The 24,060-nt window shown below is 60.9% G+C and carries 18 protein-coding genes and 2 pseudogenes; 10 read left to right on the top strand and 10 right to left on the bottom strand.

The window, feature by feature from the left end; all coding sequences use genetic code 11:
- Positions 1–10 precede the first annotated feature (10 nt).
- Positions 11–1,468, top strand: coding sequence for a DUF3526 domain-containing protein (locus ACNKH3_RS04095; protein WP_417916456.1), 1,458 nt, complete (start codon positions 11–13; stop codon positions 1,466–1,468).
- A 343-nt stretch (positions 1,469–1,811) separates the two neighbouring features.
- Here the strand turns inward: ACNKH3_RS04095 and fdhF are convergent, their stop codons facing one another.
- Both fdhF and ACNKH3_RS04085 read right to left on the bottom strand, forming a co-directional pair.
- The gene (gene fdhF / locus ACNKH3_RS04090; RefSeq protein WP_420208352.1) at positions 1,812–5,321 is read right to left on the bottom strand and encodes a formate dehydrogenase subunit alpha; all 3,510 of its coding nucleotides are present in this window, start codon (positions 5,319–5,321) and stop codon (positions 1,812–1,814) included.
- Between the two features lie 54 nt (positions 5,322–5,375).
- Positions 5,376–5,912 (bottom strand): annotated as a pseudogene (locus tag ACNKH3_RS04085) (2Fe-2S iron-sulfur cluster-binding protein); the annotation flags it as partial.
- Between the two features lie 227 nt (positions 5,913–6,139).
- Here ACNKH3_RS04085 and ACNKH3_RS04080 point away from each other — a divergent pair.
- The 5 genes from ACNKH3_RS04080 (at position 6,140) to ACNKH3_RS04060 (ending at position 12,385) form a co-directional block, all read left to right on the top strand.
- Entirely contained in the window at positions 6,140–6,805 is a 666-nt protein-coding gene (locus ACNKH3_RS04080) for a TetR/AcrR family transcriptional regulator (protein ID WP_417915816.1), read from the top strand.
- Positions 6,802–8,184, top strand: a complete 1,383-nt coding sequence (locus tag ACNKH3_RS04075; RefSeq protein ID WP_420208346.1) for an efflux RND transporter periplasmic adaptor subunit — start codon at positions 6,802–6,804, stop codon at positions 8,182–8,184. The genes ACNKH3_RS04080 and ACNKH3_RS04075 overlap by 4 nt, the downstream gene beginning before the upstream one ends.
- Before the next feature lie 15 nt (positions 8,185–8,199).
- Positions 8,200–8,442 carry a DUF2442 domain-containing protein gene (locus ACNKH3_RS04070; protein ID WP_420208345.1) on the top strand — a complete coding sequence of 81 codons (243 nt, stop codon included), beginning with the start codon at positions 8,200–8,202 and terminating at the stop codon, positions 8,440–8,442.
- Positions 8,443–8,612: 170 nt separating this feature from the next.
- Positions 8,613–9,203 carry a hypothetical protein gene (locus tag ACNKH3_RS04065; protein WP_420208344.1) on the top strand — a complete coding sequence of 197 codons (591 nt, stop codon included), beginning with the start codon at positions 8,613–8,615 and terminating at the stop codon, positions 9,201–9,203.
- A 44-nt stretch (positions 9,204–9,247) separates the two neighbouring features.
- Positions 9,248–12,385: an efflux RND transporter permease subunit gene (locus ACNKH3_RS04060; protein ID WP_420208343.1), complete on the top strand. Its 3,138-nt coding sequence runs from the start codon at positions 9,248–9,250 to the stop codon at positions 12,383–12,385.
- Here ACNKH3_RS04060 and ACNKH3_RS04055 read toward each other — a convergent pair whose 3' ends face one another.
- Both ACNKH3_RS04055 and ACNKH3_RS04050 read right to left on the bottom strand, forming a co-directional pair.
- Positions 12,386–14,518 (bottom strand): ATP-binding protein, encoded by a 2,133-nt coding sequence (locus ACNKH3_RS04055; protein WP_420208342.1) that lies wholly within the window; start codon positions 14,516–14,518, stop codon positions 12,386–12,388. It abuts the gene before it with no gap.
- 6 nt (positions 14,519–14,524) lie between these two features.
- The gene (locus ACNKH3_RS04050; RefSeq protein ID WP_420208341.1) at positions 14,525–15,217 is read right to left on the bottom strand and encodes a response regulator; all 693 of its coding nucleotides are present in this window, start codon (positions 15,215–15,217) and stop codon (positions 14,525–14,527) included.
- Between the two features lie 208 nt (positions 15,218–15,425).
- On the opposite strand from ACNKH3_RS04050, the gene ACNKH3_RS04045 reads away from it, so the two are divergent.
- The 3 genes from ACNKH3_RS04045 to ACNKH3_RS04035 all read left to right on the top strand — a co-directional run bounded on the left by ACNKH3_RS04045 (position 15,426) and on the right by ACNKH3_RS04035 (position 16,965).
- Positions 15,426–15,608: a hypothetical protein gene (locus ACNKH3_RS04045; protein ID WP_420208340.1), complete on the top strand. Its 183-nt coding sequence runs from the start codon at positions 15,426–15,428 to the stop codon at positions 15,606–15,608.
- Positions 15,605–16,111, top strand: a complete 507-nt coding sequence (locus ACNKH3_RS04040) for a hypothetical protein (protein WP_420208339.1) — start codon at positions 15,605–15,607, stop codon at positions 16,109–16,111. The genes ACNKH3_RS04045 and ACNKH3_RS04040 overlap by 4 nt, the downstream gene beginning before the upstream one ends.
- A gap of 140 nt (positions 16,112–16,251) precedes the next feature.
- Positions 16,252–16,965 carry an FKBP-type peptidyl-prolyl cis-trans isomerase gene (locus ACNKH3_RS04035; RefSeq protein WP_420208338.1) on the top strand — a complete coding sequence of 238 codons (714 nt, stop codon included), beginning with the start codon at positions 16,252–16,254 and terminating at the stop codon, positions 16,963–16,965.
- Between the two features lie 50 nt (positions 16,966–17,015).
- On the opposite strand, the gene ACNKH3_RS04030 is transcribed toward ACNKH3_RS04035, so the two are convergent.
- The 6 genes from ACNKH3_RS04030 to ACNKH3_RS04005 all read right to left on the bottom strand — a co-directional run bounded on the left by ACNKH3_RS04030 (position 17,016) and on the right by ACNKH3_RS04005 (position 22,956).
- Positions 17,016–17,675, bottom strand: a complete 660-nt coding sequence (locus ACNKH3_RS04030; protein ID WP_420208337.1) for an ATPase — start codon at positions 17,673–17,675, stop codon at positions 17,016–17,018.
- The gene (locus ACNKH3_RS04025; protein WP_420208336.1) at positions 17,650–18,414 is read right to left on the bottom strand and encodes a hypothetical protein; all 765 of its coding nucleotides are present in this window, start codon (positions 18,412–18,414) and stop codon (positions 17,650–17,652) included. Before ACNKH3_RS04025 ends, ACNKH3_RS04030 begins: the two co-directional genes overlap by 26 nt.
- Before the next feature lie 20 nt (positions 18,415–18,434).
- The gene (locus ACNKH3_RS04020) at positions 18,435–19,619 is read right to left on the bottom strand and encodes a helix-turn-helix domain-containing protein (RefSeq protein ID WP_420208335.1); all 1,185 of its coding nucleotides are present in this window, start codon (positions 19,617–19,619) and stop codon (positions 18,435–18,437) included.
- 24 nt (positions 19,620–19,643) lie between these two features.
- Complete coding sequence (locus tag ACNKH3_RS04015; protein ID WP_420208334.1) at positions 19,644–20,729, bottom strand: LptF/LptG family permease; 1,086 nt, start codon at positions 20,727–20,729, stop codon at positions 19,644–19,646.
- Positions 20,730–20,820: 91 nt separating this feature from the next.
- On the bottom strand, positions 20,821–22,107 hold the full coding sequence (gene murA / locus ACNKH3_RS04010) for a UDP-N-acetylglucosamine 1-carboxyvinyltransferase (protein ID WP_417916355.1): 1,287 nt from the start codon (positions 22,105–22,107) through the stop codon (positions 20,821–20,823).
- Between the two features lie 72 nt (positions 22,108–22,179).
- The gene (locus ACNKH3_RS04005; RefSeq protein WP_420208333.1) at positions 22,180–22,956 is read right to left on the bottom strand and encodes a hypothetical protein; all 777 of its coding nucleotides are present in this window, start codon (positions 22,954–22,956) and stop codon (positions 22,180–22,182) included.
- Positions 22,957–23,358: 402 nt separating this feature from the next.
- On the opposite strand from ACNKH3_RS04005, the pseudogene ACNKH3_RS04000 reads away from it, so the two are divergent.
- A pseudogene (locus ACNKH3_RS04000) lies at positions 23,359–24,060 on the top strand (site-specific integrase); the annotation flags it as partial.

The raw sequence follows: 24,060 nt of genomic DNA, 5'->3' as shown, positions 1-24,060 counted from the left end.
GAACTGCAACATGAACAAACGAAACGCTTTTGCGGCGGCAGTCCGGGCGGAACTGCGCCAAATCCGTGCTGAATCGGCTCCCAAGCTGGCAGCCGCTCTGACGCTCGCCGCCCTGCTCTACGCCTTGTTCAGCGGCCTGAGCTTCAGCAGCAGCCGCGCGCAGTCCGCCGCCGCTTTAAAACTGTCTGAAGCGGGAAAACGGGCTGCCCAGCAGGAACAGGCGCAGCAGATTGCCGAAGCAAAAATGCCTGTGCCGGACCGCCCCTACCGCGATCCGGGCAACACTATCTTTGTCGGCTCCAGCGCAGCGGAGCTGGCTGAACTCCCTCAGCTGCCGCTCTCCTTTTTGGCCGCCGGGGAAAGCGACCTTCATCCGGCTGCTGTTCCGGTCTCGGCCAAAGGCAAAGAAAGTTTTCTTTTTGATGACGAGATCAGCAATCCGACGCAGCTGCTCACCGGACTTTTTGACCCCGCCTTCATGCTGGCGGTCCTGCTGCCGCTTTTCATTCTCGCCCTCTGCTACAACATCATCTCCGGCGAGCGCGAGCAGGGCACATTGTCCCTCAATGCCGCGTCGCCAGTGCCGCTGCGGGTGATCATGAGCGCGAAGCTGCTGGTGAGGGCCGGGCTGCCAACCATGACCGCAGTACTGGCATTGTTTGGCGCGACATTGCTTGCCGCGCCTGCGGCGGTCGGCCAAGCACTGCTTCTGGCGGCGGCGGTGCTCCTCTACGGTTTGTTCTGGGGCGCGGTGGCCTTAGCGGTCAACGGCTTCGGCTTTGACTCCACCGGCAACGCCTTGATCATCAGCGTGCTGTGGATTTGCTCAGTCTTTATTGTTCCGGCCTTTATTGACGCTTCAGTCGAGCTGACGCATCCAGCTCCGACACGCTCAGTCATGGTGCTGGCTGTGCGGAACAGTGCGGTCCAGGCTGATGCCAAACTTGACGCGGCGCAGGCGCAGTTTGAGCTGGAGCACGCTGGCACCGGCCACACGCATGACGACGGCCTGCTGCGCGGCACGGCTCAGGAGAAGAACTACCGCCGCCTGCTGAATGTCAAAGCCGCTCAGTCGGTTGGCGACTCGATCTATGCCGAGCAGCAGCAGGTGCTGGCTCACCGCAGAAAGCTGGCTGACAGGCTGCGTTTCCTCTCGCCGGCAATGGTCATGCAGGATATCATTGCCGAACTGTCGGGTAATGGCTCTGTCCGCTTTGCTGCCTTTATGAAGCAGCTTGATCAGTTTCATGAGCAATGGCGCAGCTTCTTTATCACGCGGGCGGAACAGGGACTGCGGCTAAATGGAAAGGACTATGAGCAGTTTCCCCGCTTCCAGTATCAGGAAACTGCGGCACGAGAGACATCGGTCCGCGTCAGGGCAGGTCTCTTCGCCACCCTGCTCTTTCTTGCCGCAGCAGCAGTAGCGGCCAAAGCCCTGCTGAACCGCTTCCGGCTCTCTGGACGATAATCCACATGCGGCGGAGCAAGACTTTGTCCGCTAAGGCCGGGCAATGGGCCGCAGCTACTGTCGCCGCTTTTAGTCAGCGTCTCCGTCAGCGCAGGCCGCCATCTCCAGTCTCAGCTATCTTGGCCTCGGCATTCAGCCTCTGCGCCGCTTTCTCCTACAGACGATGGCGGCCCGATGAGCTACAGCGCAGTGGAGGTGCCCCTCTCCGGCAGAAGAGGGGCATCAGGTGCGCATGAAGACCTCGGTCAGCCTAGAGGAGCAGGCCGAGGACAGACAGTAAACAGAGTGCGGTGGAAAAAGCCTGGGCGAAAAATTCTTCGCCCAGGCTTGATGTCTGCGCGGCTCAGTCCCTCACCACCTCGGCCCTGATCGCGCAGAGCTTGTACTCCGGCGTGCGTGAGAGCCGATCCAAGGCATCCAAAGTGAGGAAGTTGACCGGCGTTTCGGCGTAGTTGTAGGTGGTGAAGATCGTGCCTTGCTGGCTGCGCCCGGTGATCGTGCCGCGAATCAGCACGCTGCCGCGCCGCGAGGTCAGCCGCAGCATGTCGCCTTCCTTCATGTCTATACGCTCCGCGTCCGCCGGATTCACTTCCGCCAGGCATTCCGGCGCAATCTCGTCGATCTCCACTGTCTTGCCGGTCATGCTGCTGAAGTTGTAGCGGGCGTAGTGGCGGCCTGTGGTGAAGAGCAGCGGGTACTCGGCATCGGTCGGCTCTTTGGGCGCGAGATAGTCCTCCGGCACAAACAGCCCTTTGCCGCGAGTGAAGGTATTGACATGCAGCACCGGCGTGCCGGGATGATCCGCATCCGGCACCGGCCATTGCAGGCCCTCCTGCTCCAAGCGGGCGTAGCTGAGACCTCGGTACTGGGGCAGCAGCTCGCAGACTTCCTTGAACACATCCTCCGGGCTGGCGCAGCCCATGTCATAGCCCATCCGCGCGGCCAGCTCGGTGAATATCTGCCAGTCCGCTTTCGCGTGGCCGGGCGGCTCCACGGCCTTGCGCACGCGCTGCACTCTGCGTTCGGTGCAGGTGAAAGTGCCGTCCTTCTCCGCGAAGCAGGCGGCAGGCAGCACCACATGCGCCTCCTTCGCCGTGTCGGTCAGGAAGATGTCCTGCACGATCAGCAGCTCCAGCTCCTTCAGAGCCTGATGCACATGGCCGATATTGGCATCAGCGATGGCCGGGTCCTCACCAAAGACATAGAGCGCGCGGATCTCGCCCTGCATGATGTTGTCCCAGACCTCGGTGGCAGGCTTGCCCGGCTTGCGCGGCAGCTGCACGCCCCAGCGTTGCTCGTAGCGGTCAAACAGCTCGTCGTTGCTCAGACCGCCGTAGCCGGGCAGGGTGTTGAAGAGCGCGCCCATGTCGCAGGCACCCTGCACGTTGTTCTGGCCGCGCAGGGGATTGCAGCCGCCGCCTTCCACGCCGACCTTGCCGCAGAGCATGGCCATATTGGCAATGGCCTTGACCCGGTCGGTGCCGGTGGTGTAGTGGGTGATACCCATGCCGTGGTAGATGGCATGACGGCCTGGAGCGGCGTACATCCGCGCCGCCTGCTCCAGCTGCGCCACAGGCAGGCCGGTGATTTGACTCACCAGCTCAGGCGGATACTTGGCAACAGTCTCCTTGAGTTCCTCAAAGTCCTCGGTGCGCTCGGCGACAAACTGCCTGTCCCAGAGGTCTTCCTTGAGGATGATGTGCATCAGGCCGTTAAGCAAGGCCACGTCGGTGCCGGGAATGATGCGCAGCCAGAGGTCGGCCCGCTCCGCCAGCTTGGTCTTGCGCGGATCAACCACAACTAACTTTGCGCCCCTGTCCACCGCCTGATGAATGCGCAGACCGATGGTCGGGTGGCTGGTGTCCGGGTTGCTGCCGATCATGAAAAAGAGATCGGTCTTGTCATGCACTGCGTCGGCGATGGAGTTGGTCATTGCGCCGGAGCCGAAGGTGATGGCCAAACTGGCCACCGTGGGAGCGTGTCAAAGTCGGGCGCAGTGATCTATATTATTCGTGCCGATCACCGTGCGCATGAACTTCTGCATGAGGAAATTTTCCTCATTGGTCGCTCTGGCGCAGGAGAAGCCCGCCACGGAATCCGGCCCGTGCGCCGCCTTGATGCTGGTCAGCTTGTTGGCAATGAAGCTATATGCCTCGTCCCACGTGGCCTCTTGCAGCACGCCGTCGCGGCGGATCAGCGGCGAGGTCAGCCGCTCCCGGCTGTGGACAAAATTGAAGGCGAAGCGGCCTTTGACGCAGAGCGCGCCGTAGTTGGGCGGCAGCTCCGGCTCGCTGTTCACCTCCATGATCGTGTTGCCCTTCACCTTGAGCTGCATCTGGCAGCCTGCGCCGCAGTAGGGGCAGGTGGTGCGGACAAAGCGCAGCTCCTCATTGACCACCGGCGCCAGCGCGTCCTTTTTCTGCAAGGCGCCGGTGGAGCAGTGGTCGGCGCAGCCGCCGCAGTGGACGCAGTTTTCCTTGAAACGGAGCGAGATGCCGACCGCCCTGCCCTGCTCGTCCCGTGACGCGCAGCTCAGGTCAAGGGCGTTATACTCGCAGGAGTTGACGCAGCGGCGGCAGTAAATGCACTTGTTGAGGTCAACCTCCAGCATGGCGTGGGAGCTGTCCTTGGCGTAGCTCGGCGCAGAGGCCATGCCGGTCTTGTTCGGGTCAACGTTGTTCTCGATGCAGAGCTGCTTGAAGTCGCAGCGGTCGTAGGCGCGGCAGCCACAGGAGAGGCAGCGTTCCGCCTCCTGCTTGGCCAGCTGCTCGTCAAAGCCCAGCCGCACCTGCCCGCAGTCGCGCACCGCCTCTTGGAAAGGCCGCTCCGGCATCTTGGTCCGCATCTGCACCGGGAAGTGGATGTAGTTGCGGGGATGCACCTGCTCAAAGCTCTTGCCGCGCGTGAAGTTGAAGCGGCTTTCGGCAGGCGCAGGCTGCTCGCCCATGACGGCGGCGTGGATGGTCTCTGCCGCCTTGCGGGCCGAAGCAACCACTTGGATTAAGGCGCGGGAGCCGCTGGCCGCCTCGCCTGCGGCATAAACCTTGCCTGCGCTGGTCAGGCCGCTGCGGCTGTCCTGCTTGATCAGGCTCTGCGGGGTCAGTTCGACCAGAGCCTCGCTCACCTGCTGACCAAGGGCATAAACCACCGTGTCCACCCGGAGCAGATGGCTGGCCTCAGCAACCGGCTCCAGAGCGCGTTTGCCGCGCTTGTCCGGTTCGCCGGGCTTGAGGCGGGTCAGTTCCAGCTCCAGGCCGCTGCCCGCAGCTCTGATCTTTTTGGCCTCAGCCATGAAAAGGAACTGCGCCCCTTCGCCCTCGGCCTCTCGCACAGTGGCGGGTGTGGCAGGCAGCTCGGACTTGTCAGCGCGGGGATTGACCACTGTCACCCGCTCATAGCCAAGGCGGAGGAGGCAGCGCGCGCTCTCCAAGGCGATGTTGCCGCCTCCCAGCACTGCCGCCGTTCTGCCGCGCAGCCCATCGGTCACACCAGTGTTATAGCGGCGGAGGAACTGAAGGCCCGGCAGCACCCCCGGCAGGTCTGCGCCGGGGATGCGCAGCGGCTGATCCATGCCTGCACCGACGGTGAGAAGCACCGCATCGAACTGCTCGCGCAGCTCATCCAGCGTCATATCTTTGCCCAGCCGGGTGCCTGTCCGCACCTGAATGCCTAAGTCGAGCAGTGTGGCGATCTCGTAATCCAGCACCGCCTTGGGAATCTTGTGTTCCGGCACGCCGTAGCGGAGCAGGCCGCCGAGCTGCTCTTCCGCCTCAAAGACCGTCACCGCATGGCCGCTCTTGGCCAAATAGTAGGCCGCAGTCAGTCCAGCCGGGCCGCCGCCGACCACTGCCATCCGCCTGCCTGTGGCAGGCAACTTGGTCAGCTTGAGATCGGCCTTGTTGCTCATGCACCAGTCGGCGGTGAAGCGTTTCAGATGGTTGATGGCAATCGGCTCATCCACCAGCACCCGGCGGCAGCGGCTCTCGCAGAAGCGGCGGCAGAGCCGTCCGACCGAGAAGGGGAAGGGGTTCTTCTCCATCACCAAGCGCACCGCCTCCTCGTACTGCCCTTTGGCGACATGGGCGATGTAGCCCTGCACGTTGATCGAGCCGGGGCAGGTGAGGTTGCACGGGGCCTTGCAGTCGCCGAAATGCGTCTGCGCCAAGCTGGCTAAACGCTGGCGGCGGTGTTCCCTGATCTCCGCGCTGTCCGTGGTGATCACCATGCCGTCTGCCGCTGACGTGCAGCAGGCGTGCAGCAGGCCCTCCCTGCCCTCGCAGGCCACGGCGCAGATGCCGCAAGAGCCGCATTCGCCGGACTTGTGCTCCGGCAGATGGCAGAGCGTGGGGATGGTGATTCCGGCTTGGCGGGCCGCGTCGAGGATGGTTGCGCCCGGCGGAACGGACACTGCAACGGCATCAATGGTCAGATTGATTTTTTTCATGCACTTGATGTCGGTTTGGAAGATCAGGGAGGGTCAGATGAGAATCGCTGCTGCTTATCTACCAAATTTTGCGCCGGATGTCAATCGCGGCGGCGCGGCGGCCTGCCTTGCCGTCCCCCAGTTTCACGTATTTCCCGCTTGACAAGCCGCAGTTTCAGCTTAAAATGTGAACCGCGCTTCATCTTCTGCATGGCAGCGTCATTTAACCAGATCAAGACTGACTGCACATGAACGAGCGAAAGCTCCCGCGCCGGGAGAGGGAAAAGATCAGGCAGCGGCAGGACATGCTCGCCGCCGCCCTCGCGCTGTTTTCAGAGAAGGGCTATCATAATGTCTCGATGCAGGAGATTGCCGAAAAAGCTGAGTTCGCGGTCGGCACCCTGTATAAATTTTTCAAAAGCAAAGAAGACCTTTACAAGGCTCTGATCTCGGAGCAGGCGGACCGCTTTCACGCCGCCCTGAGCGAGGCGCTGACGGCGGAGGGCGGCCCGGTGGAGCGGCTGCGCGGCTACGTGCGGGCCAAAGGCAAAATTTACATGGACAACGCGGCCTGCATCCGCCTGTACTTTGCCGAGCACCGGGGCGCGAGCTTCAACATCAAGGCCGGATTGGACAGTGAAATCCGCGAACGCTGCGAGCTGGCGCTGCGCCGCTTGGAGGCCGTCTTCGCTGAAGGCATGGCCAGCGGCCTGTTCCGCAAGACTGCCGAGCCGTATCATCTCGCTTTGGCTTTGGACAGCCTCTGCAACGCCTTCCTTTTTCATTGGCTGGAGGAGCGGCATTCCTATCCTGAATCACCGGACATCATTCTTAATATTTTTTTCCACGGACTGATGGAATCAGATAGGGGCGAAAATTTTTTTGCCCCTGCGACAGAATCGGAGACACCATGAAAACGATATACCAGCGCAGCATGATGCTTGTCCTGCTGTCCGGCAGTCTGCTGACTGCCAGCTGCAAGATGGAAGATGTGACAGCTTGGGTCATGCGGCTCAAAGGCGGCGGCCAGCAGCAGGGACAGTCCGGCCCGCCCGGCCAAGGCAAGCCAGGCGGGCCGCCGCCCATGCCCTCGGTGTCCTTTGTCGTCGTGCAGCCGCAGAGGGTGGAGCTGACCGCCGGGCTGCCGGGCCGCACCTCGCCGTACCGGGCGGCGGAAATCCGGCCTCAGGTCAGCGGCATCATTCAGAAGCGGCTGTTCACCGAAGGCGCGGACGTGAAGGCGGGCGAGGCCCTGTATCAGATTGATCCCGCCCCGTTTCAGGCCGCGCTCGACAACGCCGAGGCCAGCCTGCTCGCCTCCCGCAAGGCGGCGGAGCGGGCGCGGGCCGCGCTGAAGGCCGGGCAGTCTGATCTTGTCCGCCTGCGGGCCACGCTGAGTCTCGCCCGCAGCAACAGCCAGCGGGCCGCCGAGCTGTTCAAGAGCAAGGTGAATTCGGCGGTGCAGCGCGATCAAGCGGCCACCGAGGTCGCTGTCGCCGAAGCCACTCTGGCCGCCGCAGAAGCGCAGGTCGAGAGCAGCAGAAGCGCGATTGCGGCAGCCGAAGCCTCGGTGCAGCAGGCTGAGGCTGCGGTGAAGACCGCCCGCATCAATCTGGGCTACACCAAAGTCACGGCCCCGATCTCCGGGCGCATCGGCATCTCCAGCGTCACCGAGGGCGCGGTTGTGACTGCTTATCAGGCTGCGCCTTTAGCCACAGTGCAGCAGCTTGACCCCATCTACGCCGACATGCCGCAGGCGGCGGCCAAGCTGCTTCAGCTGCGCGGCGGCGGCTTTGGCGCGGACACAGCAGGCCGGAGCAGCGTCCGCCTGCTGCTGGAGAACGGCGCGCCGTACCCGCTCGACGGCGTGCTTCAGTTCAGCGATGTCACCGTGGACCAGACCACCGGCTCGGTGCTGCTCAGGGCTGTTTTTCCGAACCCGGAGGGCCAGCTGCTGCCGGGGATGTTTGTCCGCACCGTGATCCAGGAAGGCGTTCGGGAGCAGGCCCTGCTCGTGCCGCAGCAGGGCGTGTCGCGCAATCCCAAAGGCGACCCCTTCGCCTTGGTTGTCGGCGCGGAGAACAAAGTTGAGATGCGGATGCTGACCATCGAGCGGGCGGTGGAGGACAAGTGGCTGGTGTCCAAGGGGCTTGCGCCCGGCGACAAGGTCATTGTCGAAGGCTTGGTCATGCTGCGCCCAGGCGCTGCGGTCAATGCCGTGCCGTTCGGGGAGAAGCCGCAAGGCGGCGGAGCGGCGGAGAAGGGGAATCAGCAGTCGGCTCAACAGAAGTAGGCAACAGGCAGCGTTATGCAACTTTTGCTGGACGTGATCAGCGTTGCGCCGCAGGAAAACCGCAGCTTGCTGCTCACATTTGAGAACAACGAGCGGCGCATCTTCGACATGGCACCGTACTTGGAGCGCAAGCCGTATCTGATGCTGAAGAACGTGCCGTTGTTTATGAAGGCCAGCGTGGAGAACGGCACAGTGGTCTGGCCGGGCAACATAGACATTGCGCCAGAGACGCTTTGGGAGTGTTCGAGGGTGGTTTGAGAAATCAGCACGTGGCAGAACCCGTAAGGGCAGTTCGCGAACCGCCCTTACAATCCGTCGTTCATATTCATTGATGAGTTGAACAGACCTGCGGAGCCGTTCAGCGGCTCTGAACAGCAGTTGAACATCCCTTCGCTGCCGTTTTTCGCCGCTGGCAGAAGGAAGAAGCAATGAACAACAAAATTAAAATAGCAGCTCTTTGGCTGATTGGTAAAATTGTCGCTATATTTGTTTTTACAGCAACGATGTTGCTGAGTTTTAACGCGGGGAATTATCTTTTTATGGCCATCTTCTTTCCTGCGCAGACCGATTTTACCAAAGGCGTGCCAGACAACTTCCTTGTGGTGATGGAGGAGAGAGTCGGTCCAGGTGACAGTCCGACATTCAGAGTTCGTCATTGGCGTGAGGAAGAGATAAATGTTCCTGAACTTGCCAAAGAACATCCAGAAATGTTTCGTCTCTCTGTCAGAGAATCCCCTTACGGAGGCCGGTGGTTCACGGTGCTTGAGGAAAGCGCCGAACACCAGGTGATTGAGGTGCAGCATGACAATACGTACAAGATGCGTTTGAGGTACAGGATTTCTGGCCGCAGCATCACGCCGCTTTATTACAAAATTGATGCCTCGATGGGTCTCGTCATATACCTTCTGCCAATTTTTATCTTCTCCGTGTGGCTTGGTTGGTTCACCTCCCGGCGTTCTGTTCGTTGGGTGAAGCCAGCCATTGAAGCTGTTCGCAGCAATGCGTCCCAAAAGTTATGAGGCTTGAGAACTAATCTGCTCCAGACCAATCACAAGGATATCTGATGCTCTCAAAATTCTTTCTCGACCGGCCCGTGTTTGCCTGGGTCATCGCCATCATCATCATGGCCGTGGGCGGGCTGGCGATCTACCAGATGCCAGTGGCGCAGTACCCGCCCATCGCGCCGCCCGCCATAGCCATTGATGCCTTCTTCCCCGGCGCGTCGGCGGAGACCGTTGAGAACACGGTGACGCAGATCATCGAGCAGAAAATGACCGGCCTGGACGACATGCTCTACATCTCCGGCACCAGCTCGTCCTCCGGCGCGGCGCGGGTCGAGCTGACGTTCGCCGCAGGCACCGATCCTGATCTGGCCTGGGCCAAGGTGCAGAACAAGCTCCAGCTCGCGCTCGCCAGCCTGCCGGACGTGGTGCAGCGGGCCGGGCTTCAGGTGAGCAAGTCCACCCGCAACTACCTGCTCATCGCCGCCCTGATTTCTGAAGACGGAAGCTTGGACAACAACGATCTTCAAGATTACGCCCAGTCCAATCTGGAGAAAGTCCTTGCCCGCGTGCAGGGCGTGGGCGAGGTGCAGGCCTTTGGCTCGCAGTACGCGATGCGCATCTGGGTCAGCCCGGACAAGCTGACCAGCTACAGCCTGACCTTTGAGGACGTGGCCGCCGCCCTGCGCGCCTACAACGTCGAGGTCTCGGCAGGCCAGCTCGGCGGAATGCCTGCGGAGCCGGGCCAGCGGCTCAACGCGCCGATTGTCGTGCAGCACATGCTGCAAACGCCGGAGGAGTTCGCTGAGATTCCCATCCGCATCAACCGGGACGGCTCCACAGTGCGGATCAAGGACGTGGCCCGCACCGAGCTGGCCATTGAGCGCAGCGACTCAGTGGTGCGCAGCAAGGGCCGTCCCGCCGCAGGCATGGCGGTGCGGCAGGCCGCAGGTGCCAACGCCTTAGCCACGGCGGACGCGGTCAAGGCCAAGCTGGAGGAGCTGAGCGCATTCTTCCCGCCGGGCGTGAAGGTGATCTATCCCTACGACACCACGCCCTTCACCAGGGTGGCGATCTATGAGGTAAAGAAGACCCTCTTCGAGGCGGTCTTTCTGGTCTTCATCATCATGTACGTCTTCATGGGCAACATCCGCGCCACCATCATCCCGACCATTGCGGTGCCGGTGGTGCTGCTCGGCACCTTCGCCGTGCTCGGCTTTTCCGGCTACTCGGTCAACATGCTGACCATGTTCGCGATGATACTCGCCATCGGCCTGCTGGTGGACGACGCGATCGTCGTGGTCGAGAACGTCGAGCGGATCATGAGCGAGGAAGGGCTTCCGCCCAAGGAGGCCACGGCCAAGTCCATGGACGAGATCACCAGCGCGCTGATCGGCATCGGTCTGGTGCTTTCGGCGGTCTTCGGGCCGATGGCGTTTTTCCCCGGCTCGACCGGCGTGCTCTACCGCCAGTTCTCGGTGACGGTCATCTCCTCAATGCTGCTTTCCGTGGTCGTGGCCCTGATCCTCACCCCGGTGCTCTGCGCCTCCTTCCTCAAGCCAGTCAAGGCCGGGCATTCGCCCTCAGAAAGCGCGATCTTCTTCATGCGCCCCTTCTTCACCATCTTCGAGTACTGCTTCAACCTGCTCCGGGGCCTCTACGTGCGCTTTGTCGCCTTCTCGCTGCGGGCGAAGTTCATCTTCTTCATTCTTTACGCGGTCATCATCGCGGCAGTGTTCATTCTGCTCCAGCGGATGCCCACCTCCTACATCCCGGACGAGGATCAGGGCCTGCTGCTGGTGCAGGTCATGCTGCCCGCCGGCTCAACCTTGGAGCAGTCCGAGGCGGTCATCGCCAAGGTGCGCGATCATTTTTTGATCAACGAGAAGGAGGCGGTGCAGAACGTGATGACCATCTCCGGCCGCAACTTCGGCGGCCAAGGCCAGAACTTGGCCATGAGCTTTGTCAAGCTCAAGGACTGGGAGGAGCGGCAGCGGCCCGGCCTCAAGGTCAAGGCGGTGGCTGGCCGGGCGATGCAGGCGTTTTCGCAGATCAAGGAGGCGAAGATATTCGCTTTCCCGCCGCCGCCGGTGATGGAACTGGGCATGGCCAACGGTTTTGACTTCCAACTCCAAGACCGGGGCGGCCTTGGCAATGAGGCTCTGACCGCTGCCCGCAACCAGCTCCTCGGCATGGCGGCGCAGGATCCCCGCCTGATGGGCGTGCGGCCCAACGGCATGGACAACACCCCGGAATACCGGGTGGACGTGGACTGGGACAAGGCGGGCGCGCTCGGCGTGCCGCTCGGCTCGATCCACAGCACCTTGGCCACAGCCTTCGGCAGCTCGTATGTCAACGACTTCATTCAGGGAGGCCGGGTGAAGAAGGTGTACGTGCAGGCCGACGCGCCCTACCGCCGCCTGCCGGAGGACTTGGAGCGGCTCTACGTCCGCAACAAGGAAGGAAAAATGGTGCCCTTCGCCGCCTTCGCCGCAGGCCGCTGGAGTCTTGGATCGCCCAAGCTGGAGCGCTACAACGCCTTCCCCGCGATGAACATTCAGGGGCAGCCTGCGCCGGGCCACAGCACCGGCGAGGCGATGGCGGCGATGGAGGAGCTGACCGCCAAGCTGCCGCAGGGCATCGGCTTTGACTGGAGCGGCCTCTCCTATCAGGAGCGGATGGCGACCAAGCAGGGGCCGCTGCTCTACGCCTTCTCCATCTTCGTCATCTTCCTCTGCGTGGCCGCGCTCTACGAGAGCTGGACGATTCCCTTCGTCAACCTGCTCATGCTGCCGCTGGGCGTGTTTGGAGCCATCGTCGCCAGCTCATGGCGAGGAATGCCCAACGATGTTTATTTCCAGATCGGCTTCCTGACCACGATGGGCCTTTCGACCAAAAACGCCATTTTGATCATCCAGTTCATCAAGGAGCGGATGGAGCGCGGCGAGCCGCTGCTGGCAGCCACCTTGGACGCGGTCAGAGTCCGTTTCCGTCCGGTCATGATGACCTCGCTGGCCTTTTTCTTCGGCGTGCTGCCCTTGGCAGTTGCCAGCGGCGCGGGCGCAGGAGCGATGAATGCCCTTGGCACGGCGGTCTGCGGAGGAATGCTTTCGGCCACCTTCATTGACCTCGTTTTCATCCCGCTCTTCTTTGTGGTGATCTCGGAGTGGTTTGGAGGAAAGCGGCAGGAGGCGGCCTGATCAGGCCACTGCGGCAGCAGCGGGCAGGCTGATGGCGAAAACCACGCCGCTCCTGCCGTCATCCAAGTTGCGGACGCTGACCTTGCCGCCATGGTGCTCCATGATGGTGCGGACGATGTACAGCCCCAGCCCCATGTGCGGGCGGTCATCCTTGAGGGGCCGGTGCGAGGTCATGGAGTTGAAAATCTGCTGCTGGAGGCCCGGCTCAATAGTCGGCCCCTGATTGATCACCTGCACAGCGACAGTTTCCGCCTGCCGCTCCAGCCGCAGCTCAACCGGCGTGTCCGGCGCATGGAAGGAGACCGCATTTTCCACCAGCTTTTCCAAAGCTTGGCGCAGACGCACTGGGTCGCCCTCCACCAGCATCTCCTCCTCCGGCGGCTGCCAGACAAAATCCACCCCGGCAAAGGCCAGCCGCCAGCCGTGCTCCAGCCACATTGAGAGCGCCCGGCCCAAGTCCAGCTGCTCCTTGCTGTCCAAAAGCAGGGCGTTTTTGAGGCTGGCCGCCTCGCGGATTGAGGTGAGCAGGCCCTCCAGCCGCTCCACGTCGCGCTCGGCCCAGCGGATGTACTCCATGACCTGTTTGGAGGGCGGAGTTTCCTGCTGACGGAGCTGCTCCTGCTTGAGGTTCTTCAGTGAGGCGGCCACGCCGGCCAGCGGCGTGCGCATCTCATGCTCCAGATTGTTGGCCATCTGCTCGCGGTGCTCGATCTGCTGGCGGAGCTGCTCCAGCATGGCATCCAGCGTCCTCCCCAGATCGCCGATCTCATCCCGCGCCCGGCCCGCCTTGATGCCGCTGCGGATGTGGCCGTCCGGAGTGATGGCCGAGGCGGCTTGGTCGCGCAGCCGCCGGATCCGGCCTGAAAGCTGGTAGGCGAAAAGAAAGAAAACGCCGCCGCCGAGCAGGAAGGCCAGCACCGAGAGGGTGATGGTCTCCTCGATCATCCGGTTGCTGAAGGCGAGGATGGAGTTGGTCGTCTGCTCCACCACCACGGCGGCGATGACTTTTTCCCCGTCATGCAGCGGGGTGATGACCGTCAGCACCTCGGCGCCGCCGTCCTGCATCAGATAGCTGTTGATGGAATGCCTGCCCGCCAGCCCCTCCTTGATCCCCTGCTGATCCAGCTCCGCAGGCTGCGAGGCCTGCTCTTCGATCTCGGCGCTGAACGAGGCGGTGAAGAGCCGGAAGAGCGGCTGAAGCAGCTCGCTGCTCCGCCGCACAAGCCGGGCGAACTGGTCCGCGTCCGCAGGCAGGCTTTCCGGCTTGCGCAGGCTGCCGACCTGGGCGCGGATGCGCTGGTTCTGATCCACCACCCGGATGCGGGCGTAGGGCCGGTCGAGCGAGCGGAGGATGTCCTCGATCGGCTCGGAAGTGCTTAAAAGCCAGCCTGGCTCCTGATTCTCAGTCAGATTGGCCGTGCCGAGCAGGGCGCGGACGCTGCGCTGCTCCTCGTCGTCCACATCGGCGACAGTGAAGGCCAGCTTGCTGCCGAGCAGCTCCAGCGGAATGCGCAGCTCCAGCACATAGCCTGTCCCGGTCTCTTTCCACGCGCCTTGAATGCGCTGCTCGCTGACCGGGAATTTAATCGGATTGTCAGGCATGAGAAAGCCGTTGACCCAGCCCGGCTCATGCGGGGCGATCAGATAGCGCCGCTGCCGCTGCTGATCCTCAATCACAATTTGGAGATGGTCGGAGCGGTCGAGCCGCAGGGAGCTGCGGCTGCGGTAAATGACCTTGTCATCCCGCACTTCAAAAAAGGCGTAGAGATGCCTGTCCTGCTTGCCGAGCATGTGACGGAAACTGAAGGCGGCTGGCGGCTGGCCGCCGAAGGTTTCAGCCTGAGCCAGCTCCGGCTGCCAGTCATCCAATGCGCCGTCCAAACGGATGACGTTGGAGAGCTGGAAGGAATAAAGATCCCGGCTCTGATTGAGGAAGCGGAACTGCTCGCGGTCGAAGAGGTCGCTGCGGTTGGTCAGGGCGGCGGCCACTGCTTGGGCGGTGAAATTGAGGGTGTCCTTCTGGCTGACCATCAGGCTGCTTTTGAGGGTGCTGTTCAGCCGCATGCCCAGCAGGGGGAAAAGGAGCAGCAGCAAGGAAAGCAGGGCCAGCTTGACGCGGAGGGGAAAACGCATCGCCGCTCAGGGCTGCCAGCGGTAGCCCATGCCGTACTCGGAGCGGATGGCGTTGAAATCCGGGTCGATTTCGCGGAACTTGTCCCGGATGCGGCGGATATGGGCGGCAATGGCGTTGTTGGTGACAATGACGCTGGCCGCCTCCATGAGCTGGTCGTGATTTTTGACATGGCCGGGCCGCCGGGCCAGACAGAGCAGAATCCAGAACTCAGTCAGGGTGAGGCTGACCGGCTGGCCGTGCCAATGCACCTCCTTGCGGTCCTCGTCGATGCGCAAATCCTCGTGTTCAATGATCCGGTTGTTCGCGCTGTTGCCGCGCAGGGCCTCGACGGTGCGGAACAGGGCGGAGATACGGGCCGGGAGGAAATCGAGGGTGGTGGTGTCCTTGGTCAGATAATCCCAAGCCCCCAGCCGCAGGCCGGAGACCCGGTCCACGTCCGAATTGCGGGCGGTGAGGAAGATGATCGGAATCACCGGCGAGAGCGAGCGCAGGTGCTGGCAGAGGTCAAAACCGCCCTCCATCTCCTCGCCGAGCATGATATCCAAAATGGCCAGATCCGGCAGGGCACGGTCAAAAGCGGCCACAGCCTCCTTGCGGCTGCTGTAGGAGCTGACCTCATAGCCTTCCCGGTGCAGTGCTTGGGCGTAGTTGGCCTGAAGCCGGGGATCGTCTTCGACAAGCGCGATGCGGTAGGTCATGGCGGCGGTCCGAGGAGTGAAGTTGGTTCAGCTGAAACTCTCAGAACTCTACCAGATATATTTTCTTTTCACCAGCCTGCCGTTTTTTTGTCATCATTTGTCATGTTTCTTTTCCGCCAAGTCACGATTCGGCGGCGGAACAGTCATGGTCATGGCACAGAATACTCTCAGGCAGAAAGAAGCCAGATGAAGCTGATGGAGAACGATCATGACAACAACTGACAAAATAGATGCTAAACAGGCCCTTGATCCCGGCATGCTGATGCTGGCAGGCTATGTCCTCGGTGTGGCCGCGCTGGTCTTGGCCGGCTGGTTCGCCGCCGTCGGCTCCATCCCCGCTGACAGCGGCTCTGTCACGGTTCAAGCGGAGCAGGCGGTGGCCGTCAAATGACAGACCCCGGCTTGAAATACTGCCCCAGCTGCGGCGACGAGTACCGGGCGGAAATGGAACGCTGCGCCGCCTGCGGCGTTGACCTGATCAGAGGCAGCGAGCTGCTGGAGCGGCGGCGGCCCGTCGAATGCCGCCGCCCGATCCGGCCTGACGACGAGCTGGTCAGCATAATGAAAGGGCCGGTCGTGCAGATGCAGACGACGCAGGCTGTGCTGAAGCGGGCCGGCATTCCCTCCTTGGCCGCCGGAGAGGCCAGCTCCTGCGGCAGCGGCGGCTGCGGCGGTCCCAATCTGCTGATTCAGATCAGAAAGGCCGATTTGGAGGCGGCGCAGGCTGTTCTCGCCCGCGAGCATCTCCGCGCCACTGGCCTGCATGAGCGTGACCTTGCCGCTGCTGACGCGGTTTTTGACGCGGCGGCGGATTCCGCCCTCTGCCCCGCCTGCGGCTGCACATTTCCCACCTCCCGGAACGACTGCCCTGAATGCGGCCTCTGCTTTGCCTGAACGAAAAACGGGGCGGCGGCGAAAAAACTTTTTTTTTTGCCGCCGCATCAGGTACAATCGAAGGCAAGTTCATCTGCCGCCGCGCTGGCTGCGGGCGGCGCAAGACAGAGTTCGGAACGTCAACGAGGAGAAGGAACTGTATGAAGAAGCTGGCTGCGTGTGCGGTATTGGGCCTGATGCTGACGGCGGGAGCGGCGGCGGCGGAGATGAAGCTGGAGAACGACGACCAGCGCTTCAGCTACGCGCTGGGCATGGATTTCGGCTCCTATCTGAAAGGGCTGGGCGAGAAGTTTGATCTGACCATCATTCAGCAGGGCATGACCGATGCCTACACCCCCGGCGCCGCGACCCTGATGACCGCTGAGGAGGCGGCGCAGGCGCAGCAGAATTTCGGCAAGCGGCAGCAGGAGAAGTTCATGGCCCTGCTGAATGCCAACAAAGAGGCGGCCCGGAAATTTCTGGAGGAGAACAAAGGCAAGGACGGCGTGAAAACCACCGAATCCGGCCTTCAGTATAAAGTTGTCAAAGAAGGCGGCGGCCCCAAGCCGACCAATTCCGACACAGTCAAAGTGCATTATCGCGGCACATTGCTCGACGGCTCCGAGTTTGACAGCTCGCACAAGCGCAACGAGCCGGCCCGCTTCCGCGTGGATCAGGTCATTCCCGGCTGGACCGAGGCCCTGCAGCTGATGGGCGTTGGCAGCACCTATGAGCTGTATATTCCGCCGGATCTGGCCTACGGCGACCGGGGCGCGGCTCCGGTGATCCAGCCCGGCTCCCTCTTGAAGTTCGAGGTCGAGCTGCTGGAGATCGTCAAAAACGAGCCGAAGGAAGAAGACCCGGCTCTGGACTAAATCCACGTCCGCCGCTCTGCCGGAGAAAGCCTGACTTCCCTTAAGGGGAGTCAGGCTTTTGTTGTTTCCGGCCTCAGGCCCTCCAGCAGAACAAAGCGTCCCAGCGGCACGATCTCGCAGGGAAAGCAGGCGGTGAAGAGCGGATTGTCGCACAAGCCGCCAGAGAGATGCAGCCGCTCCGGCGAACCCGCAAAGCGGAAGGCATTGCGGGCTATGCCGCGCACAAACTTAGCTGCGGCCTCCAGCTCCGAGCTGCCAGCAGCGACCGCGTCAAAGATGCTGCTCAGGCCGAGCACGCCGCAGGTGACGGAGAAGCCGCTCTCAGGCACAGGCACGGCGGCGTAATCAAGGCGGTAATACTGGGCAAGCAGTTCGATGGTGAAGCCCATTGAGGCACCGCACTCGGCGTTCCAGCCCATGTCCGCCATCTCGCCGTTCTTGAAGCGGACAAACTTGATGTCCCGGCTGCCGCAGTCGAGCAACGTGAAGTCCGGCTCGGCGATCATCCGCCTGCCGCCCCGCGCCAGGGCGGTCAGCTCGTTGACTGTGCTTTTACTGCGCCGCTTGGCGTTGTGGCCAGTGCCGATGTCCGCCTGAAAATCGCGGGGCAGCTCGCGGGCAGGGATGATCTGCGGCCCTGCGTTCTGTGCCGTGTCAAGCAGCTTGCAATAAGAGGTGCCGAAATCAGCCAGCAGCACTGTCGCCTCCAAGCACGCCGGACAGCTCCAGAAACGCCTCAATCTTCGCCCGTGCGCTGGAACCTGCGCTGACATCGCAATCCACCCAGAGTGCCTTGGGATGCCGGGCAGCGAGATGCTTGGCTAACGCACTTTTGGCGCAGAAGGACTGGGCGAAGAAGACCGTCGGCACCGCAGGATTGCAATACGATTCCAGCTCCAGATCCGCCGGGGTTTTATTTTCCATGCAGCGCGTCCAGCCGTAGATGTGGGTGCTGTCCGGGAAGGGCGCAAGGATGGAGAAGTCGCGCGGTGGCACGCCCCAGAATCCGGCGGTCGGCGCGCAGGGCGGCAGCAGCGGCCAAGGCTGGCAGCTTTGCACGCCCTTGGTGATCCGCCGCATTTTCTCAATCAGCGGCAAACTGCTTTGGCAGACAGGAAAGCCGAAGCTCTGCGTGTCGGTGTTGCGCGTGGCGATGACCGGGATGCTGAGAATATCTTTCAGTACAGCGGCGACATGCAGGGCGCAGTCGCATTTGCCGGGGCCGACATCCACATAAATCCGCTCCAGGCGCAGGTTGAGGGCGTTGAGCAGCACGGTGCGCAGAATGGCGCAGTACACTCGCGGTAGGTATTGGTCGCTCTGGTCTATGGGCAGAAAAAGCTGCGGCTCGTCGAGATCAACGATGACCGCCTGCGCCTCGTTGAGCTGGCGGATGATTTCCAGTGGCGGCACGCCGACGATGCCTACTTTTTTACGCTGCTGTTGCACTGAAAAAAAGTAATCTTGGTTTATTTGATACGTTTTCTGATCTTTTCAAGAAGCTCTTCGGTCATACCTGGAATTTCCTCAACAGATGTTCTTGGCTGAGTCCTGCAAAGATGATGGTAAACCTTCGCAGCTGTTTCTTGATCAACTTCTAACATTTCTTCAATCGCACTGTAAGAATAACAGCTTTTTATGTTCAAAGGTTGAAAGTCTGTGTTTCCTTGCAAAACCTTACTTATGTTTCTCAGTGTTGTAACTGACAAGTCAAGCCCTGTCGCTCCAGAAATATTTTTAAGATATTGGATATGAGTATTAAGCTTCTGTAATTCGTCAACTGCTTTTGCTAATTGTTTAACATTCAAAGAAATATCAACAAGCGGATCATTCTCGACAGAGCTGTCTGAAAAATCGTCCAAATTCACATGAATACTTTCTATAGTTTCACTGTCTATCGCTGGATGTTGATAACGTATCAGTATATCAAATTCTTTTTCAAAATTAGAATTTATGATTTCGTGAAACACTCCTGTAAAGAATGGTATCCTTCTGGAAGGAGGCAAAAATTTAATCCCGTTTTTCAGGACATTCGGCATTTCTCCTTTATGCCAAGAAAAATTATCTGGAAATATAAATTTTACATTATGTGCGACTTCGTCACCTATATTTTCAACTACAAAATAGAGACATCTTCCTTTTAATTTTACATCTAAATTAACAAGAGGAGAGAGTTTTCGTCTTCGACTCCTTACGTCCTCTATCTCGTAATGCTCCATCGGCTCAGATACAACATTACGTCTTTTGTAATATTTTTTATCTGGAGCCTGATGCGGCCCACGAAAGCTTTTTGGCGCATGAATAACCATAACAGACCTGTTCTCCGATATCTTTATTTCTGCAATTTCAACGCCTGACAGAACTGGTCTTATATTCGAGGTAAGTATCTGATCAATCCATTCCTTTCCGAATTTACTTGTATCAACCCCATCGTCTATGCTGGCTGGATAACCAATTTTATTTACTTTTTCCTCTTTTATTCCGTAGATCAGCATTCCACCATCTGAGTTGGCAAACGCAGATACATCCTTGCATATCTCATCTTTCTTTTCAGGAGAGAAGGCAGGGCTTGCTTTGTAATCAAGATGCAGGCTTTCCGGCACCTTCATCTCAATGATTTTTTTGAGGTCTTCTATCGTCTTGGGAATGTTCATTTTGAAACTCCTAAAAATTTAAATTTACACATCTTCCTTCATCAGCAGGAGAAGACCCAGCGCGCCCACGGTCAGATGCACTGACAGCGCGGCGGCCAGCGGATTCAGATACGCCGCCTTGGCCAAGGACTGCAATATCGCCCAGATGCCCCAGCAGGCGAAGGCCATGCCGCAGCTCACCGGCACGGCAAGGGAGAGATCGCGGCCCCATTTCCGATAAACCAGCAGGAGCAGCGGCAGGCCCAGCAGAAGCAGCGGCAGGCCCAGCAGGATGTACGAAACGCGCCCGTAGAACTCCGCCCAGGCGGCGGCTTTTTCCTCCTTGCTCTGCTTGCCGCGCAACGCCTCGCGGTACAGCTCAAGGATGGACAGCTCGCTGCTGCGGAGCTGCGGAAGGAAGAAATCCGCCGGCTTTTCCTTGAACGGAAAGCTGCGCCAGCCGAAAATCTCGGTCTTGAACGTGCCGCCGCCCAGCGCGGTCTGCACTTGGCCGTTGTAGAGCAGCCAAGTTCCCTTTTCCCAGACCGCATGGCCTGCCGCGATCAAGGTTTGCAGCTCGTAGTCCTTGTTCCACGAGGCATAGGAGAAAAAGGAATATTCAGTCTTTTTCGGATCAGGGCGGGCGAATGAATAAAAATTGCTGTCGCCCTGATAATAATAGCGGCCGCTGCGGTAGATGCCGAGCGGCATCTGTCCCTTGACCTCGCGGTACCAGATTTGAGTGGTCTGGGCCGCTGTTTTCGGCAGAACAAACTGCGACAGCGTGAGCAGCAGCAAAGTTGCGGCGATGCCTGCGGCGATGACCGGGGTCACGATCTTGCGCAGCGACACGCCGCCCGCCTTGAGCGCGGTCAGCTCGTTGGAATGATTGAGCACGCCGAGCGTCACCACACCGGCAAGGAGAATGCAGACCGGCCCCATCTGCTCGACGACAAAGGGAATGGAGAGCAGGAAAAACTTCCCCACCAGGGCCATTGGCTTGCCCTTCTCCATGAAGTTGTCGATCTTTTCAAAAAAATCGATCAGAATGTAAATCGCGATGAAGCTGAGAACCAGCAGCAGGATGTTCTTGGCGAACTGCTTGAGAATATAGCGGTTGAGGAGGTTCATTGGCAAAAAATGGCAGGGGTGTTGCATTCGCCCAAACATCCTCCCCGATCGGCGGACAAGGGCAAAAAAACTGATGCAGACTGAGGCAAGATCAGTCCTCCGGCACCTGCTCAATCGCCGCGCCGACCTTGCGCAGCTTCTCGGCCATCCTTTCGTAGCCGCGCTCAAGGTGGTAGATGCGGGAAATCTCAGTCGTGCCGGAGGCGGCCAGTCCGGCCACGACCAAGGAGGCCGAGGCCCGCAGGTCAGTGGCCATCACCGGAGCGCCGACCAACCGTTCATGCGGAATGCCCGTGACCACCGCGCTGCCGCCGTCAATGGCGATTTCCGCGCCCAAGCGGCGCAGCTCGGCCACGTGCATGAAGCGGTTCTCAAAGATGGTCTCGTGGATGATCGACACGCCGCTGCTCCGGCTCATCAGGGCCATGAACTGGGCTTGCAGGTCGGTGGGGAAGCCGGGATAGGGCATGGTGGTGATGTTCACCGCCCGCAGCGGACAGGGCTGGCCCTCACTGTTCACGGGACAGAAGGCTGTGCAGCGGTCGGCCTGGGTCTCAATCTGCATTCCGGCGGCGCGCAGCTTCTCGATCAGGGCAGTGAGATGCGAGGGATCGCAGTTCGTCACCTCCAAGCTGCCGCCTGCGGCTCCGGCGGCGATCAGGTAGGTGCCCGCCTCGATCCGGTCGGGGATAATGCTGATCTCAGCCGGACGCAGCTCCGCCGCTCCAGTCACGGTCAGGCAGTCGCTGTCCTTGCCCTCGATCCGCACCCCCATCGCTTCCAGCATGTCAATCAGGTTGCCGACCTCAGGCTCCTTGGCCGCGTTCTGAATCACGGTCTTGCCCTTGGCCCGCGCTGCGGCCATCAGCACGTTCTCAGTCGCGGTGACGGAGGGGATGTCAAAGCAGATGGTGCCGCCGCGCAGCTCGCCCTGCACGCGGGCTTCAACGTAGCCGCCCGCCATCTCTGTCACCACGCCCAGGGCCTCGAAGCCCTTGAGGTGGTAGTCAATAGGCCGCGCTCCAATGGCGCAGCCGCCCGGCAGGGAGACACGGGCCTGCCCGGCCCGCGCCAGCAGCGGCCCCAGCACCAGCACCGAGGCCCGCATGGTCTTGACCAAGTCATACGGGGCCTCCGCGCCGGTGAGCCGGGAGCTGTCCACCCGCACGGTGCCGCCGTCCCGCTCCCACGCCGCGCCCATGATCTGGAGCAGTTTGAGCATGGTGCGGGTGTCGCGCAGGTCGGGCACATTGCGCAGGGTGTGGGTTCCGGGAGCCAGCAGAGTGGCCGCCAGCAAAGGCAGGGCCGCGTTCTTGGCCCCGCTGACCGCGATGCTGCCGTTGAGCGGACGGCCTCCGTGTATGCGCAGTTTGTCCATTATCAATCTGAAGGCAATAGAAAAGCGGCAGGGCGGATGCGCCGCTGCCGCTGGTTTGATGATGCAGGAAGATTACGGCCTCGGCAGCCGCATCAGCGGGCCGGGCGTGCTGTCGCAGCGGCTGACGCAGTTGAAGCTGGCGGGCCTGCTGTCGCGGGTGCAGTATCTCCGGCCATAGGGGTCGGCCAGATCCACCTTGCCGCCGATGTTCTCAGTTCTGCCGTCGCTCCACGTCACCTGGCAGCGGATGCCCTGCCAGAACGGCACGCGGTTGCCGCACTGCTCGGCGATCTTGTGGTAAGGCTGGCTCATGCACTGCTCCTTGACGTGCTGCCACGAAACCACGTAAGGCCGCTGCGGTCGGGGGGGCGGCTGAAACGGAGCAGACGGAACGACTGCCGGAGGATCAGGCTGCGGACGGTTCCAGCCGATGCCGGACCGGCCTGTCCCGTTTGAGCGGCAGGGCTGCGTCCGCTCCCGCCGCCGCTCTTCCGCGCAGCGTTCAACAGCGCAGTCACGCAGCCCCTGCTCTCTGCACCGTTCCAGAGCATTTCTCCGTGCGCCGCGCTCACGGTCGGCAGCATCGCCTTCCACCCTGTTCATCCGGCCATGCCGCCCGTAGCCGGAGGCTGTGCAGACATGGCCGGTCTCGACGCAGCGTTCCTCGCAACGGCGGTGGCGGCTCAGGCAGTCCTCGCAGCTTTGATACCGGCGGCCAACGGCGCCTCCCGGCGATGAGGAATACACGCCGCAGCCCGGAGCTGCGGACGCGGTGTCCGCAGCAGCCGATGCCAGCAGGATTCCGGCGGCCAGCAGCCAGCCGGGCAGTTTGCCTTTGCCTTTCATCATCACGTCCTCGCTGTTGAGTTCGGCGCAGTCCCTGCGGCGCGGCTGTCTTGAGTCCGCTGCGCGGGGCGGCAGCCAGTCCTGTGCATCCTACGTGCCGCCGCAGCTTTTGTCAAGAAGCAGCTTGATCGGCGGTCTTTATTGCCGTCAGCGCAATGAGTTGTTACGATGGAAGGATGGAAAACTGAAGAGCAGTGCGTGGCGCGCCCGGAGGGATTCGAACCCCCGGCCCTCGGATTCGAAGTCCGATCAAAACGCCTTTCACCGGCTTTCATTTTTCTTCATTTCCCACCGTTGAACATATTGACTTTCAGCATGTTGCCTGCTATTCTCTGTTCATCAGAAATCACCTGCCCCCACCTGTCATAACGCAAAAAGTGGGGGCAGGATGGGGGCAAGAAAGTCATGTCGCAATATCAGAGCACGAAATTTCCGGGGGTGCGCACAAGGGAACACGCCGCCCGCAAGCACGGCATCAAGCCCGACCGCTACTTTTTAATCCGCTATCAGGCGGACGGCAAGCGGAAAGAAGAGGGGCTGGGCTGGGCAAGCGAAGGCTGGACGGCTGAGAAGGCAGCTTTGAAGCTGGCGGAGCTGAAGCAGGCCGCCAAGACGGGACAAGGAGAGACAAGGCTTTCTGAGAAACGGGAAGCCAAAAGAAAAGCCGAGCAGGAAGCTGCTGCCCAGAAAGTTGAGCGGGAGCGCAGAGCCATAACCTACCGCCAATATTTCACAGAACACTATCTGCCGGAGATTGAGCAGGATAAAAGCAGAACCGCTGTCCGGGATGAGACAAGCGTTCATAAAAATTCCATTCTGCCGAACATCGGCGATATTCCGCTTGTCCAGATAGGCGAGGATGAGCTGAAGAGGATAACCCGCAGCATGGACGCGGCAGGCAGGGCACCGCGAACGATTCAGCTTGCGCTTGCCTTTGTCCGCATTGTCATCAACCACGCCATGCGGTCAGGGTATCATGCCGGGCCTAATCCTGTCAGCATCATGCCCAGAAACAGCAGGCCCAAGGTTGAGAACCGGCGGCTGCGCTTCTTCTCCCATGCCGAAGCTGAAAAAATGCTGAACCTTCTGGAGGGAAAAAGCCGGGAT

Source organism: Candidatus Electronema sp. JC, assembly GCF_048287365.2.
Taxonomy (GTDB): domain Bacteria; phylum Desulfobacterota; class Desulfobulbia; order Desulfobulbales; family Desulfobulbaceae; genus Electronema.
Note: the sequence above shows the minus strand (reverse complement) of the source record. Positions and strands in the feature narration are given on the sequence as shown.

Coding starts and splice junctions, on each gene's coding strand:
- murA (WP_417916355.1), bottom strand. CDS start 22,107: ATGGACAAACTGCGCATACACGGAGGCCGTCCGCTCAACGGCAGCATC.
- ACNKH3_RS04005 (WP_420208333.1), bottom strand. CDS start 22,956: ATGATGAAAGGCAAAGGCAAACTGCCCGGCTGGCTGCTGGCCGCCGGA.
- ACNKH3_RS04095 (WP_417916456.1), top strand. CDS start 11: ATGAACAAACGAAACGCTTTTGCGGCGGCAGTCCGGGCGGAACTGCGC.
- ACNKH3_RS04015 (WP_420208334.1), bottom strand. CDS start 20,729: ATGAACCTCCTCAACCGCTATATTCTCAAGCAGTTCGCCAAGAACATC.
- ACNKH3_RS04045 (WP_420208340.1), top strand. CDS start 15,426: ATGACAACAACTGACAAAATAGATGCTAAACAGGCCCTTGATCCCGGC.
- ACNKH3_RS04075 (WP_420208346.1), top strand. CDS start 6,802: ATGAAAACGATATACCAGCGCAGCATGATGCTTGTCCTGCTGTCCGGC.
- ACNKH3_RS04060 (WP_420208343.1), top strand. CDS start 9,248: ATGCTCTCAAAATTCTTTCTCGACCGGCCCGTGTTTGCCTGGGTCATC.
- ACNKH3_RS04035 (WP_420208338.1), top strand. CDS start 16,252: ATGAAGAAGCTGGCTGCGTGTGCGGTATTGGGCCTGATGCTGACGGCG.
- ACNKH3_RS04055 (WP_420208342.1), bottom strand. CDS start 14,518: ATGCGTTTTCCCCTCCGCGTCAAGCTGGCCCTGCTTTCCTTGCTGCTG.
- ACNKH3_RS04065 (WP_420208344.1), top strand. CDS start 8,613: ATGAACAACAAAATTAAAATAGCAGCTCTTTGGCTGATTGGTAAAATT.
- ACNKH3_RS04040 (WP_420208339.1), top strand. CDS start 15,605: ATGACAGACCCCGGCTTGAAATACTGCCCCAGCTGCGGCGACGAGTAC.
- ACNKH3_RS04020 (WP_420208335.1), bottom strand. CDS start 19,619: ATGAACATTCCCAAGACGATAGAAGACCTCAAAAAAATCATTGAGATG.
- ACNKH3_RS04080 (WP_417915816.1), top strand. CDS start 6,140: ATGAACGAGCGAAAGCTCCCGCGCCGGGAGAGGGAAAAGATCAGGCAG.
- ACNKH3_RS04050 (WP_420208341.1), bottom strand. CDS start 15,217: ATGACCTACCGCATCGCGCTTGTCGAAGACGATCCCCGGCTTCAGGCC.
- ACNKH3_RS04070 (WP_420208345.1), top strand. CDS start 8,200: ATGCAACTTTTGCTGGACGTGATCAGCGTTGCGCCGCAGGAAAACCGC.